This window comes from Streptomyces spinoverrucosus, assembly GCF_015712165.1.
GTDB classification, from domain to species: Bacteria; Actinomycetota; Actinomycetes; order Streptomycetales; family Streptomycetaceae; genus Streptomyces; species Streptomyces spinoverrucosus_A.
Genome location: NZ_JADPZX010000001.1, coordinates 733876 through 747191, shown reverse-complemented (window position 1 = coordinate 747191; position 13316 = coordinate 733876). Strand labels below are relative to the sequence as shown.

15 protein-coding genes and 1 pseudogene are annotated in these 13316 nt (G+C 73.1%); 6 read left to right on the top strand and 10 right to left on the bottom strand.

What is annotated here, in order from left to right; all coding sequences use genetic code 11:
* Positions 1–106: 106 nt before the first annotated feature.
* Positions 107–1099, top strand: coding sequence for a Dyp-type peroxidase (locus I2W78_RS03455; protein WP_196456817.1), 993 nt, complete (start codon positions 107–109; stop codon positions 1097–1099).
* On the opposite strand, the gene I2W78_RS03450 is transcribed toward I2W78_RS03455, so the two are convergent.
* Positions 1048–2343 carry a serine/threonine-protein kinase gene (locus I2W78_RS03450; RefSeq protein WP_196456815.1) on the bottom strand — a complete coding sequence of 432 codons (1296 nt, stop codon included), beginning with the start codon at positions 2341–2343 and terminating at the stop codon, positions 1048–1050. The two genes, I2W78_RS03455 and I2W78_RS03450, sit on opposite strands and share 52 nt — an antisense overlap.
* 258 nt (positions 2344–2601) lie before the next feature.
* Here I2W78_RS03450 and I2W78_RS03445 point away from each other — a divergent pair, with 258 nt between their 5' ends.
* Positions 2602–3843 (top strand): amidohydrolase, encoded by a 1242-nt coding sequence (locus I2W78_RS03445; RefSeq protein WP_196456812.1) that lies wholly within the window; start codon positions 2602–2604, stop codon positions 3841–3843.
* On the opposite strand, the pseudogene I2W78_RS03440 reads toward I2W78_RS03445, so the two are convergent.
* The 6 genes and pseudogenes from I2W78_RS03440 to I2W78_RS03415 all read right to left on the bottom strand — a co-directional run.
* A pseudogene (locus I2W78_RS03440) lies at positions 3836–4345 on the bottom strand (SAM-dependent methyltransferase); the annotation flags it as partial. The gene I2W78_RS03445 and the pseudogene I2W78_RS03440 sit on opposite strands and share 8 nt — an antisense overlap.
* 11 nt (positions 4346–4356) lie before the next feature.
* On the bottom strand, positions 4357–5007 hold the full coding sequence (locus tag I2W78_RS03435; protein WP_196456810.1) for an endonuclease: 651 nt from the start codon (positions 5005–5007) through the stop codon (positions 4357–4359).
* The gene (locus tag I2W78_RS03430; RefSeq protein ID WP_196456808.1) at positions 5004–5336 is read right to left on the bottom strand and encodes a DUF3140 domain-containing protein; all 333 of its coding nucleotides are present in this window, start codon (positions 5334–5336) and stop codon (positions 5004–5006) included. Before I2W78_RS03430 ends, I2W78_RS03435 begins: the two co-directional genes overlap by 4 nt.
* A gap of 49 nt (positions 5337–5385) precedes the next feature.
* On the bottom strand, positions 5386–5865 hold the full coding sequence (locus I2W78_RS03425) for a Dps family protein (RefSeq protein ID WP_196456806.1): 480 nt from the start codon (positions 5863–5865) through the stop codon (positions 5386–5388).
* Positions 5862–6125 (bottom strand): WhiB family transcriptional regulator, encoded by a 264-nt coding sequence (locus tag I2W78_RS03420; protein WP_196464388.1) that lies wholly within the window; start codon positions 6123–6125, stop codon positions 5862–5864. Before I2W78_RS03420 ends, I2W78_RS03425 begins: the two co-directional genes overlap by 4 nt.
* A 43-nt stretch (positions 6126–6168) precedes the next feature.
* Positions 6169–6978, bottom strand: a complete 810-nt coding sequence (locus tag I2W78_RS03415) for an alpha/beta hydrolase (protein WP_196456804.1) — start codon at positions 6976–6978, stop codon at positions 6169–6171.
* Between the two features lie 133 nt (positions 6979–7111).
* On the opposite strand from I2W78_RS03415, the gene I2W78_RS03410 reads away from it, so the two are divergent.
* Both I2W78_RS03410 and I2W78_RS03405 read left to right on the top strand, forming a co-directional pair.
* On the top strand, positions 7112–8299 hold the full coding sequence (locus I2W78_RS03410; RefSeq protein WP_196456802.1) for a thiolase family protein: 1188 nt from the start codon (positions 7112–7114) through the stop codon (positions 8297–8299).
* 219 nt (positions 8300–8518) lie between these two features.
* Complete coding sequence (locus I2W78_RS03405; protein WP_196456800.1) at positions 8519–9292, top strand: sulfite exporter TauE/SafE family protein; 774 nt, start codon at positions 8519–8521, stop codon at positions 9290–9292.
* 5 nt (positions 9293–9297) lie between these two features.
* Here the strand turns inward: I2W78_RS03405 and I2W78_RS03400 are convergent, their stop codons facing one another.
* A complete protein-coding gene (locus I2W78_RS03400) occupies positions 9298–10125 on the bottom strand; it encodes an HAD-IIA family hydrolase (protein WP_196456798.1) in 828 nt (275 codons plus the stop codon).
* A gap of 48 nt (positions 10126–10173) precedes the next feature.
* Positions 10174–10584: a VOC family protein gene (locus tag I2W78_RS03395; protein ID WP_196464387.1), complete on the bottom strand. Its 411-nt coding sequence runs from the start codon at positions 10582–10584 to the stop codon at positions 10174–10176.
* Positions 10585–10670: 86 nt separating this feature from the next.
* On the opposite strand from I2W78_RS03395, the gene I2W78_RS03390 reads away from it, so the two are divergent.
* Both I2W78_RS03390 and I2W78_RS03385 read left to right on the top strand, forming a co-directional pair.
* Positions 10671–11270 (top strand): TetR/AcrR family transcriptional regulator, encoded by a 600-nt coding sequence (locus I2W78_RS03390; protein WP_196456796.1) that lies wholly within the window; start codon positions 10671–10673, stop codon positions 11268–11270.
* Positions 11271–11314: 44 nt separating this feature from the next.
* Positions 11315–12055, top strand: coding sequence for a cobalt-precorrin-6A reductase (locus I2W78_RS03385; RefSeq protein WP_196456794.1), 741 nt, complete (start codon positions 11315–11317; stop codon positions 12053–12055).
* 7 nt (positions 12056–12062) lie between these two features.
* On the opposite strand, the gene I2W78_RS03380 is transcribed toward I2W78_RS03385, so the two are convergent.
* Positions 12063–13076: a lysylphosphatidylglycerol synthase transmembrane domain-containing protein gene (locus tag I2W78_RS03380; RefSeq protein WP_307783585.1), complete on the bottom strand. Its 1014-nt coding sequence runs from the start codon at positions 13074–13076 to the stop codon at positions 12063–12065.
* Positions 13077–13316: the final 240 nt, after the last annotated feature.

Sequence of the window (13316 nt, the reverse complement as noted above, 5' to 3'; positions counted from 1 at the left end):
CGCTTTCGCACGGACTCCCGCGGTGTCGAGGCGTGTTCGATTGGGCAGGGTCACAGTGCCCATCGGCCACCGGGGTGGTGGCGCACGTGGATGAGTGGGGGGCGCCATGTCGTCGTCGGTACCGTCTGCCCCTGGCCGGCCGCAGCCGGTGCTGAGCCCGTTGCCGAGTGCGGCGGTCTTCCTGGTGGTCACCGTCGATCCGGGTGGGGAGGACGCGGCCCGGGAGGTGCTGGCGGGACTCGCCGGCCGGGAGCGGGCCCTCGCCTTTCCGTATCCCGACGGCGGTCTGTCCTGCGTGGCCGGGGTAGGGGCCGACGCCTGGGACCGGCTGTTCGGCGCTCCGCGCCCGGCCGCGCTGTACCCGTTCCGCGAGCTGACCGGGCCCCGGCACAAGGCCGTGGCCACGCCGGGTGATCTGCTCTTCCACATCCGGGCGGCCCGCCTCGACCTGTGCATCGCGCTGACCGCGGAGATCATGAAGGGGCTGCGCGACGCGGCCACCGTCCAGGACGAGGTGCACGCCTTCGCCTACTACGACTCGCGCAACCTCCTCGGCTTCGTCGACGGCACCGAGAACCCGGTCGGGTCCGACGCCGCCGACGCGGCACTCGTGGGCGACGAGGACCCCGGCTTCCGCGGTGGCTCCTATGTGGTCGTGCAGAAGTACCTGCACGACATGGACGCCTGGGAGGGGCTGCCGGTCGAGACCCAGGAGAAGATCATCGGCCGTACCAAGGCGACCAACGTCGAACTCGACGCGCCCGGTTCGCACAAGGACGTCAACAGCGTCATGGCTCCGGACGGGACCGAACTGCGCATCCTGCGCGCCGCGATGCCGTTCGGCAGGCCCGGGCACGGCGAGTTCGGGACGTACTTCATCGCATACGCCCGCGATCCCCAGGTGACCGAGACCATGCTGGAGCGGATGTTCCTCGGCACCCCGACCTCGGGGCCGGATCCGCTGCTGGACTACTCGCGGGCCGTCACCGGCACCCGGTTCTTCGTGCCCTCGGCCGACTTCCTGCGGGCCGTCCCGAGGGGCGGGTCTCAGTCGTCCCCGCCGTCACCCTCACCGTCATCGCCTTCGTCGTCCGCCTGACGTCGCCGCTCCCGCTTCTCGTCCTTGGCCTTCTCGCTGGTCTTCGCCGCGACGGGAGTCGGGGACGTCCCGGCGTCCGGTGTGGCGGACGCGCCCGACGGAGACAGCGACGGGGTGGGCGTGGCAGTGGCGCTGGGGGAGTCCTTGGAGCCCTCCGCCGCCGTGTTGTCGGGTGAGAACCACAGCATGCCGATGACCATCGCCGCCAGGAACAGCGCCACCGCGGCCGCGGTCCCCAGCACGCGCGGCCGCATGAGTACCTCGCGCGTCCCCGGCCGACTGCGGCGGCGGGACGCGGTCCTCGGGGAGGACGGCAGCATGTACGTCGTCGCCGGGCCGGTCTCGCCGAGCCGGGGCGACCGCGGCTGCGACCGCGGGGCCACGGGCGTGGGCGCGGCGGGCGTCGGTGCGGTGGCGGGCAGCGGCTCGGGGCGGCCCTGCCAGGCGCCGGCCGCGAACCACTCGGCGACCTGTGCGGCGCCGGGCCGGTGCTCGGGCTGCTTGGCCAGCAGGCCCAGCAGGTAGCTCTCGAAGGCGGGCGGGAGTTCGGCACCGAGCTGCCGGGGCGGTACCGGGGTGGCGTCGAGATGCTGGTGCAGGATGGCGATCGGGGTGTCGGCCTGGAACGGCGGGCGCCCCGTGAGGAGCTGGTACAGCACGCATCCCAGCGAGTAGACGTCACTGGCCGGGCCCGCGGGCCGGCCGAGCGCGCGTTCCGGGGCGAGGTAGAGGCTGGTGCCGACGATCTGGCCGGTGGCGGTGAGCGCGGCGGCCGGGTCGTCGAGGAAGCGGGCGATGCCGAAGTCGCCGATCTTCAGAGTGCCGTCCGCGTCCAGCAACAGGTTGGCCGGCTTGATGTCGCGGTGCACGATGCCCTGCTGGTGGGCGGCGGCCAGCCCGGCGGCAGCCTGCGCGGCGATCCGCGCCACGCGCTCGGCGGGCTGCGGCCCCGCGTCGGCGAGCACCCGGGCGAGGCTGTCGCCGTCGACCAGCTCCATCACCAGGAACAGCCGGTCGTCGTGCGCACCGAAGTCGAGTACGCCCACCACGTACGGGTGATGCAGCCGCCCGGCGGTCTGCGCCTCCAGCCGGAAACGTGAGGTGGCCGTCGGGTCGGAGTCCTGGGGCAGCAGCAGCTTGACGGCGACCGGTCTGCCGAGCGTCTCGTCGTACGCCCGCCAGACCTCTCCCATCGCGCCCCGCCCGATCGGATCCTGCAGCTGGTACCGGCCCGCTATGAGCACCTGTGATTCATCCTCATGGTGTGTGACGTCTAGGCGCCGCAGGCCGTAACTCACCACGGGTGCGGATGAGGTGGGGGGAGTGCCGCAGCTGCCACAGCGTACCGGCCGAGGGGCGGTGCTCATGATCACCCGTACGGATGGCTCTCGAGGACTGACCGGACCGCGTCGGCACGCGGCAGGATGACACCGCAGGCCCCCAACGCCCCCGCACGCGACGCCCGTCGGTGAGCGTGCCTCGTCGGAGGAGAAGGAAGCAGCATGAGCGAACCGGCCGCCGCAGCACGCCTCACCCTCGAACTCACCGCCGGTCTCAAGCCCGACGGCCTGGAGGACCTCTACCGCGATCTGCACCGCCACCCCGAACTCGCCTTCCAGGAGCACCGCACCGCCGACCGGCTGGCCGGCCGGCTGCGCGCGGCGGGATACGAGGTGACGGAAGGGGTCGGCCGTACCGGCGTCGTCGGCGTGCTCGCCAACGGGGACGGGCCGGTCGTCTGGCTGCGCGGCGACATGGACGCGCTGCCCGTCCAGGAGGCGACGGGCCTGCCGTACGCCTCCACCGTCGACGGCGTGATGCACGCCTGCGGACACGATCTGCACGTCACCTGGCTGACCGGCGCCGCCGAGGCGCTCGCGGCGGGCCGGGAGACCTGGTCGGGCACGCTCGTGGTGGTCGGGCAGCCCGCGGAGGAGTCCGGCGGGGGAGCGGCGGCGATGGTCGCGGACGGGGTGCACGAGCGTTTCCCGCGCCCCGACGTGCTGTTCGGCCAGCATGCCGCGCCCGGCCTGGCCGGGTTCTACCCGCACACTCCCGGCCTGATCATGTCGGCCTCCGACGACATCGACGTCGTCGTGCACGGCCTCGGCGGCCACGGCTCACGCCCCGAGTCGACCGTCGACCCGGTGGTGACCGGCGCGTACATCGTCACCCGGCTGCAGTCGGTGGTCTCCCGCGAGGTCGCGGCGGCGCAGTCGGCGGTGCTGACGGTGGGGCAGTTCCACGCCGGTACGCGGGCCAACATCATCCCCGCCGAGGCCCGGCTCGCGCTGAATCTGCGCACCCAGGACCCGGAGGTGCGCGAGCGTGTCCTGGCCGCCGTGCGCCGCGTCGTCACCGGCGAGTGCCAGGCCGCAGGATGCCCGCGGCCCCCCGAGATCACCGTCCACCCCGGCTATCCGAACACCGTCAACGACGCGTCCCTCGACGAGGAGATCGCGTCCGTGCACCGCGAACTGTTCGGCGCCCACTCGGTGTTCGACTTCGGCCCTGCGATGGGCAGCGAGGACTTCTCGCTGCTGGCGCCGGCGGGAGAGCCGTACGACTACTGGTACGTCACGACGACGCCGGCCGACGTGTGGGAGGCGGCGCCGGGCGAGGGCCTGCTGGAGCGGCTGGGGAACGTCCCCAGCAACCACAGCCCGCTCTTCGCGCCGGACCTCTCGGTGCTCGTCCCGGGCGTGCAGACGCTGGTGTCGGCGGCGTTGAGCCGGCTCAGCTAGCCGGCTTCCGGCCGACCCCGCCGTACAGCGAGACCGGCCCCGGGCCGAGGTCCGACTCGCCCTCGCCCAGCTCGGGGCGCCAGTCCGCGACGGACACGATCCCGGGGTCGACCAGCTCCAGCCCCTCGAAGAAGCGGCCCATCTCGGCGTGCGAGCGGGCCACCAGCGTCACCCCGCCCTCGGCGTAGGCGGCGATGCCCCGGCGGACGTTCTCCGGTTCGAAGTCGGCGGTCATCGCGGACAGGACCAGAGCGCTGCCCGGAGCGAGCGCGTCGACGAGGGTGGCCACCAGGTCGTGGGCGCCGTCCTCGTCGGCGATGAAGTGCAGCAGCGCGATGAGCGACAGGGCGACGGGCCGGTCGAAGTCCAGGACCTGGGCCGCCCGTTCGAGGATGGCGTCCGGCTCGCGGGCGTCGGCCTGCACGTAGTCCGTGGCGCCCTTTGGGGTCCCGCGCAGCAGGGCGGCGGCGTGCGCGAGGACGATCGGGTCGTTGTCGACGTAGTCTGGCACGGTCACGCGGCGCGGCGGAGGCTGTCTTCGGCCACCTCCTTGTCCAGCGCGGCCCGCACCAAAGCGGCGGCGAGCACCGCCGGTTCGGCGTCACCGGCGAGCTTCAACAGGCGGTCCGGATCCTTCGGCAGGCCGAGCCGCTCCGCCCCGGACAGCGCCTTGGCGTCCAGGTACGGAGCGGCTTCCGGCCATACGCGCTGGGCCTCGCGCAGGAAGATGTCGGCGCCCGCGGGCCCCATGCCGGGGATCTCCTGCAGCAGCCGGCGCAGCGCGGGGACCTCGCCGTCGGCCTCCTTGCGCAGCCGCCGCAGATCGCCGCCCCACCGCTCGGTCAACAGCTCCGCGCCGTCGCCGAGCTGGGTGGCGGTCCGTTCGTCGTAGCGCCGGTAGCCGCCCCGGCCCAGGGCGTCCACCCGGTCCTGCCAGTCGGACCCGGCCATCCGCTTCGGGTCGCGCAGTCCCGCCTCGTACAGGGCACGCGCGGCGGCGACGACGACCGAGGCCCGGATCCGGGCGCTGAGCAGCAGCGACAGCACCTGGAGCCGGTACAGCGGCTGCGGCGTGTCCCGCAGCCGGATGCCCGCCTCCTCGGCGTACGTCCGCCCGTGCGCCTTCAGCAGTTCGCGTACGACGCGCTGCTCATGGCCGCTCATGGCTTCAGCGGGTCGTGGCCCAGCGTCATCAGCTGGTGCCGGTGGCGGGTCTGTTCGGGCTCGGGCTCGTTCTCCACGTCCGCCTGGGCGCCGACCGTGTCCACCACGTCGTACATCACCTGGATGTCGTCGTCGGTGAGATCGGTGCGCCGCTTCTGCAGGATCGCGAGCACATGCTGCCCGGTGGGTGTGCCGGCCTGCTCCGGCAGCGGCTCCGCGTCCTCGTCGGCGTCGCGGACCCGCAGCCAGGCGGCCAGCTCCTGCGAGGTCATGTTCACCACGCGGTGGAAGTTCTCCCACAGCGCGTCGAGTTCGAGGGCGTCGGTCATGGGGCCCCCTCCCTTCGTGCGAGGGTGCTGCGCGGCGGTCGGCGGGCGGTCAGTCGCGCGGGAAGTTCTCCGCCTCGAACATCCACCGCTGCTTCTCCAGCTCCGCGGTGATGGAGATGAGCAGGTCCTGCGTGACCGGATCCGGCTTCTCGGTCGCCTCGATCCGCGACCGCAGCCCGCCGATCGCCGCCTCGAGCGCCTCCACCATCACCTGGACGACCTCGTTGTCGCGCAGCCAGCCGTCCTTGGGGCTGGGCAGCGAGAAACGGGCGGCGATGGTCTCCGGGCGGCCGTCCGGCGGGGTGCCGAGCGCCGCGGCGCGCTCCGCCACCGTGTCGGCGAAGCCACGGGCGGCCGAGACCACCTCGTCGAGTTGGAGGTGGATCGAGCGGAACCGGGGTCCCACGATGTTCCAGTGCGCCTGCTTGCCGGTGAGTGACAGTCCGAGCAGGTCCACCAGGGTCTCCTGGAGCGCGTCGCAGGCGACCCGTCGGGCGTCGTCGGGCAGAGTGCTCCTCACGACGGTCATGGTGCGTTTCTCCCTCTCATGTCGTGCCTGGTCCGTGACGTACGGAGCAGCGCGGCGCGTTCGTGCTCGCCGGTCCCGCCCCACACGCCCGAGGTCTGCCCGCTGCTCAGCGCGTAGTGCAGACACTGGGTGATCACCGAGCACCGGGCGCAGACGCGCTTGGCGGCCGCGATGTCCCTCAGCGCCGGTCCCGTCGTGCCCACGGGGAAGAACAGTTCGGGGTCCTCACCCACGCAGGCGGCTCGCCGCAACCACTCCATGCGGGCGCGGGTGCCCCGGGCGAACCGGCGCAAACGGCGTGTCTCAGCGTGCGAGCGCCTTGTCCAGGAAGCGGGTCAGGTCGGCGAAGACCTCGGCCCTGTTCGTCTCGTGGAAGACCTCGTGCCGTGCGCCGGGGTAGATCCGTTCGGTCGGGGTGCCCCCGCTCAGCCGCTCCACACCGACCCGGCTCCCGGCCAGCGGCACCAGCCGGTCGTCGTCCCCGTGCAGCCACAGCACCGGCAGCGCGCCCACGTCCCCGCCCCTGGCCACGTCCTCCAGGGTCCGGGCGAACGCCTCCAGCGTCGGTCGCTTCATCGGGCCGTGCCACACCAGCGGGTCGGCGGCGTAGGCGGCGCCGACGGCCGGGTCGCGGGACAGCGCCGCCGGGTTGACCGGGATGTCGGGGATCTCGTCGTGGGCGAGCAGTCGGCCGGGCGTCTCCCAGGTGCCGATCACCGGCCCGGAGAGGACGAGCGCGGCCAGTTCGTCGCCGTGGTGCTGGGCGTGGCGGGCCGTGATCAGGCCGCCCATGGAGTGCCCGACCAGCACGAGCGGGAGGCCCGGGTACGCCGACCTGGCCCGCTCCGCGACCGCGTGCAGGTCGGTGACGACGTCCTCGAAGTCCTCGATCAGCACGCGCTCGCCCGCCGACCTGCCGTGCCCCATGTGGTCCGGGCCGAACACGGCGGCGCCGTGCGCCAGCAGGACCTCCGCCACACCCTCGTACCGGCCGATGTGCTCGCCGTAGCCGTGCGCGACGAGGGCCACGTGGGCCGGATCCGGGTGCGGCCACTCGCGGGCGGTGATCGTGCCCCGGGTTCCGTCGAGGACGTGTTCGCGGGCGTCGGCCATGGTTCCTCCAACTGCGTCGGCGAAGGCCTCCCGGGATCTTCCCAGGGCGGGGTCCGGCGGTCTATAGTCTAAAACTAGCAGTGCTAATTAACCTTCGGAGCCGCTGATCCGGCTCCCGGTCAGGAGTCCTGTCGTGCGTCCCGTCCACTTCGCGGCCGCCCGCCGCACCCCCATCGGCAAGCTGCGCGGAGCCCTGTCCTCCGTACGGCCCGACGACCTCGCCGCGACCGTGATCCGCGGCCTCGTCGCCGACGTGCCCGCGCTCGACCCGGCCCGCGTCGACGACGTCTACTGGGGCGCCGCCAACCAGGCCGGCGAGGACAACCGCAACGTCGCCCGCATGGCCGCCCTGCTCGCCGGCCTCCCCGAGTCCGTCCCCGGCGCCACCGTCAACCGCCTGTGCGCCTCCGGCCTCGAAGCGATCACCCTCGCGGCCCGCACCATCGCCGCGGGCGAGGCCGACATCGTGCTCGCGGGCGGCTCCGAGTCCATGAGCCGCGCCCCCTTCGTGCTGCCCCGCCCCGACGAGGCCCTGCCGCACCGCATGGAGACCGCCGACACCCGCCTCGGCTGGCGCCTGGTCAACCCGGCGATGAAGGACCTGCACGGCCTGCTGTCCATGGGCGAGACCGCGGAGGAGGTCGCCGAGCGGTACGGCGTCCCGCGCGAACGCCAGGACGAGTTCGCGCTGCGCAGTCACCGACTGGCCGCCGACGCCCGCAAGAACGGCCACTTCGACGACGAACTCCTGCCCGTGCGGCGCCTCGACGGTGTGGTGGTCGACAGCGACGAATGCGTCCGTGAGGACACGTCGTACGAGAAGCTGGCGCGGCTGAAGCCGGTCTTCCGCGAGGGCGGCACGGTGACGGCGGGCAACGCCTCCCCGATGAACGACGGGGCGGCAGGGCTCCTCCTGGTCAGTGAGGAGGCGCTGAACGAGCTGGGGCTGGAGTCGCTGGGCCGGTACGTCGCCGGGGCCTCGGCCGGCGTCCACCCGGACGTGATGGGCATCGGCCCCGTCCCCGCCACGCGGAAGGCCCTGGCGCGCGCCCGGTGGAGCGTCGGTGACGTCGAGGAGGCCGAGTTCAACGAGGCGTTCGCCGCCCAGGCCCTGGCCTGCGTGGACCGGCTCGGCATCGACCCCGACCTGGTCAACCCGAGCGGCGGCGCGATCGCCCTCGGTCACCCGCTCGGCTGCTCCGGCGCGCGCATCCTGACCACCCTGCTGCACCGGATGCGCCGCACGCGCGCGACGCGCGGACTGGCGACGATGTGTGTGGGGGTGGGTCAGGGGAGCGCGGTGCTGGTGGAGCGGCACTGAGCGCTCCGCCGTCACGCCGGCCGCCGGGTCCAGGTCGTCCCCCTGAGCGCCGACTTCGACCGGCTCGCGGCGGTCGCCGGGCCGCTGCCGTCGCACGTGACCCGCGAGGCCGACGACCTCCGACGTGGTACGTCGGTTGGCTGTCCCGGATGGGCAGGGGCCACCTGGCGAGACGCTCCTTACGGCGGCCAGATGCATGGGCATAGCATCGGTGTCCGCATGGACACGATAACGCTCTGGCACATCACCGGCTGGGAGTTCGCCGCCCTCGCCCTCGCCGCGCTCCTGGTCGGCTTCTCGAAGACCGCCGTGAGCGGGGCCAACACGGTCAGCCTCGCCATTTTCGCGGCGGTGCTCCCGGCCCGCGCCTCCACCGGCGTGCTGCTGCCGATCCTCATCGCCGGGGACGTGCTCGCGGTCCTCACCTACCGGCGGCATGCCCACTGGCCCACGCTGTGGCGGCTGTTCCCGGCGGTCGCGGCGGGGGTCGCGGTCGGCACGCTGTTCCTGGTGTGGGCCGACGACGAGATCGTACGGACGTCGATCGGGGCGATCCTGCTGCTGATGGCGGGCGTGACGGTGTGGCGCCGGCGTGCCGGGGAGGCGGCGGAGGAGCCGGACTCGGTGACCAGCAGGGCGGGCCGGCTCAAGGCCCGTTCGTACGGCGTCCTCGGCGGCTTCACCACGATGGTCGCCAACGCGGGTGGCCCGGTGATGTCGATGTACCTGCTGTCGGCGGGGTTCCGGAAGCTGGGGTTCCTGGGCACGTCGGCGTTCTTCTTCCTGATCGTCAACGTGTCCAAGGTGCCCTTCAGCGCGGGGCTCGGGTTGATCGACGGGCGGTCGCTCCTGCTTGACGCGGCGCTCGTGGCGTTCGTGGTGCCCGGCGCGTTCATCGGCAAATGGGCTGTGAACCGAATCAACCAGCGGCTGTTCGAGCGGTTGGTCATCGCGGCGACGGTGGTGGGCGGCCTGCAACTGCTGCTGCGCTAGCCGCCTCACGGGCCCCGGTGCAGTCCCAGGAGCGACGGTACGTCGGCGAAGGAGTCGACCACGTGGTCGGGCGTGCCGTCGGCCGACCGGTGCGTCTCCGGCAGATACTTGCCGGTCTTCACCAGCACCCCCGTCACCCCGGCCCGCTGTGCCGCGAGGACGTCGGACTCGATGTCGTCCCCCACCATCACGGCCTCACCCGCGCCCACCCCCAGTCGGCCCAGCGCAGCCTCGAAGAACGCGGCCGACGGCTTGCCGGTCACCTCGGCCTCGGTGCGCGCCGCCCGCTCCAGCCCGGCCAGGAACGCCCCGGTGTCGAGCTGCAAGCCGTCCTTCGTGCGCCAGTACAGGTTGCGGTGCATGGCCACGAGCCGCGCCCCACGTTGGAGGTGCCCGAAGGCCCGGTTGAGTGCCGTGTACGTGAACTCGGGCCCGGCGCCGCCGACGACCACGACATCCACCGACGCGCCGGCACCGCCTGCACCCCCGGCACCCTCCGCGTCCGTGTCGTCCACCAGGGTCACGCCCTCCAGGTCCTCCCGGATGTCCCCGCTGTTCAGCAGCGCGCACCGCGCCCCCGGATAGCGCTCTGCGAGATACGCGGCGGTGACGGCCGGCGCGGTCAGGATGTCCTCCGCCGTCACCGCAAACCCCGCGTCCGCGAGCGTCCCGGCGATGGACGCGCGCGTGCGGGACGTCGTGTTGGTGACCAGGGCGACCGGCAGTCCGGCGTCCCTGATCTCCCGCAACGCCTCGACCGCGCCGGGCAGCGGCTGCCACGAGACGGTGAGAACGCCGTCGATGTCGATGAGGACGGCACGCACTGAGTCCATGTCTGGGACGATAGCCGCCCGTGTGCGGCGCGTCGGGAACGCAGCAGGTCAGACGTACTGCGCGGCGTACTCGGCGGTCGGTTCGACGGGCGTGATGATGTCGATCAGGACGCCGTTGGGGTCGGCCACGATGAAGTGGCGTTGGCCGAAGTCCTCGCTCCTGAGGGCCAGTTCGGGTGTCAGCCCTTCACGCAGGACGAGCCGGTCCCATTCCGCGTCCGCGTCCGCCACCTCGAAGTTGAGCAGGATGCCCTGCGCCGGGACGCGGTGGCCCTCGGGCAGTGTCGGGTGGGTGTGGTCCAGCAGGGCCAGTTCGTAGCCGGGGTCGCCGGGGCGGCGGAGGCTGACATACCAGTCGGCCTCGAAGGTCGTCTCGAAGCCCAGCAGCCGGGTGTAGAAGTCGCGGGACTCCGCCAGCCGCGCGGTGCCGATCACCGGATAGAAGCTGGTCAGTTTCATGGTCATCCCCCAGACCTTTCGCATACCATCGGTATGCGAAAGACCGTAGTTCGCATACCGCTGGTATGTCAATGGAGTGAGGTGCGATGACACAGCAGGGCGTCCGGGCGCGGCAGCGGGAGGAGACCCGGCGCAGGCTCCTGCGGGAGGGGCGGCGGCTCTTCGCCGCCCGGGGTTACGCCGCGGTGGGCCTGTCGGAGATCGTGCGCGCGGCCGAGGTCACCAAGGGCGCCCTCTACCACCACTTCGAGGGCAAGACCGACCTGTTCCGCGCCGTGCTGGAGGAGGTGCAGCAGGAGGTCGGCCGCCGGGTGGCCGCCGCGGCCGACGCGCACGAGGATCCGTGGTCCCAATTCACCGTCGGCTGCCAGGAGTTCCTCACCGCCGGCACCGACCCCGAACTCCAGCGGATCATGCTGGTCGACGGTCCGGCCGTGCTGGGCTGGAGCGAGTGGCGGGCCATGGACGAGGCCGCCTCCGCCCGTCACCTCACCGAGGCACTGACCGGGCTCGTCGAGGCGGGCGTCATCGCCCGGCAGCCGGTGGCGCCGCTGGCCCATCTGCTGTCGGGGGCGATGAACGAGGCCGCCCTGTGGCTCGCGTCCACGGCGGAGCCCGGGGACCTGGCGCCCACCAGGGCGGCACTGGACCGGATTCTTCAGGCACTGCGGCTCGACGTCCGGTGACGGCGCCATGGGCGGGGCCCGCCGCACCTCGTACCCTCGACGCCATGTCCCGTCACGTCCTGATCCTCGGCGGCACCACCGAGGCCCGCGAACTCGCCGCCGAGCTGGCCGCCCGGGCGGAAGTGCGGGTCACGACATCGCTGGCGGGGCGGGTGTCGCGGCCGGGGGCGGTCGACGGAGACCTGCGGATCGGGGGGTTCGGCGGGGCGGAGGGGCTGGCCGAGTGGCTGCGCGTCCATGACGTCTCCGCCGTCGTCGACGCCACGCATCCGTTCGCCGAGGCGATCACCGCGAACGCGGCACACGCCGCCGCCCTGACCGGCGTCCCGGCCGTCGTGCTGCGCCGGCCGGGCTGGCGGCCGGGTCCGGGGGACGACTGGCACCCGGTGCCCTCGCTGGACGCCGCCGCCGAGCTGCTGCCGCGATTCGGCCGCCGCGTGTTCCTCACCACCGGCCGTCTGGGCCTCGCGGCCTTCGCCCACCTGACGGAGCCGCACTTCGTCGTACGGTCCGTGGAACCGCCCGAACCCCCGATGCCACCGGACGTCGAACTCGTCCTCGCCCGCGGCCCGTTCACCGTCGCCGACGAGTCGGCGCTGCTGCGGGAGCACCGGATCGACGTGATCGTCACCAAGGACAGCGGGGGAGAGGCGACCGCCGCCAAGCTCACGGCGGCCCGTGAACTCGGCGTACCCGTCGTCGTCGTACGCCGTCCGCCGCTCCCGTCCCGGGTGACGGCCGTGGCCGACGTGCCTGGTGTCCTGGGGTGGCTCGGGCTCGCCTAGCGAGACCTCACAGCACCTTGCGGTGCACCAGCGCCGACAGCACCAGCGCGCCCGGCAGCAGCGGCAGCCACACCGTGATCACCCGGTACGCGATGACCGTCGCCGTCGCCAGGCCCACCGGCGCGCCGAACGCGGCCATCGTGAACACCAGCGCCGCGTCCACCGGCCCGATTCCGCCCGGCGCGGGCACCGCGCCGACCGCCGTGCTGGCGATGAGCAGCGCGAAGACGACCTGCGCCCAGGACAGCTCCAGCCCGAGCGAGAAACCGACGGTGGCGATCACGCTGCCCTGGAGCAGCGGGGTGGCGGCCGCGCCGCCCCAGAGGGCGAGGACGCGGCTGGGCCGGGTGTGCAGGATGCGGGCGTCGGTCAGCGCGGTGCGCAGGAAGCAGACGGCCGGGCGGCGCAGGGCGGGGACGACGGCCAGCAGGCAGCCGGCCACGACGAAGGCGACGCCCACGCCGCCGGCGACCAGGAGGAGGGTCCGGTCGTCGGGGACGAGTTCGCCGAGATGCAGCATGCCGGGGAAGGCCACCAGGAAGACGATCAGCACAGCCGTCTTCGCCACCGGCTTGACCAGCGAGTACAGGGCGAGCGACGCGGTGCCCCGGGCCAGGGGTATGCCCTGGCTCTGCAGAAAGCGCAGGGTGACCGCGTGGGCGCCGATGCTGGCCGGGAGTACGTGGTTGGCTGCGCCGGCGGCGAACTGCGAGGCGACCAGCAGTCCCGGCGGCAGTCGCTCGGGGATGGCGCCCTGCCGCACCACCGCGGCGGCCGGCCAGCCGAGGCAGGTGAAGAACAGCGCGGCGAGCAGCCAACCGGGGTCGGCGGCGGCCAGCCGGGCGGCGCCGTCGCGCACCGAGGGCCAGTCGACGACCGCCCACCCGCCGATGAGCAGCAGCGGCAGCACGGTGAGACCGTGCCGGGTGAGACGGGAGCGGCGTTCGGCGGAGGGGGAGCGGACAGGGGCGGCGGTCGGGAGCGCGCTGGGGAGAGCGGCGGCGGGCCGAAGCAGGGACACGGCGTACGTCGTCCTTCCGCATCGCGCCCGGAATGAGCGGGGCGGACGGATGCAAGGCGAGACAGGTGGGGACGGGCGAAACGTGCCCGCCCGGTATGACGCCCCGGTGTCCTGCAGCCGACGCGACGCCAGCGCGCAGCACAAGAAAGCGGCCGTGGTGGTGTCCGACCGGCGCATTCACGTCCTGGGGAGCGCCAAAGGAGGGCGTACCGGCACCGTGCGCCCCCTCAGCCCCTCTGG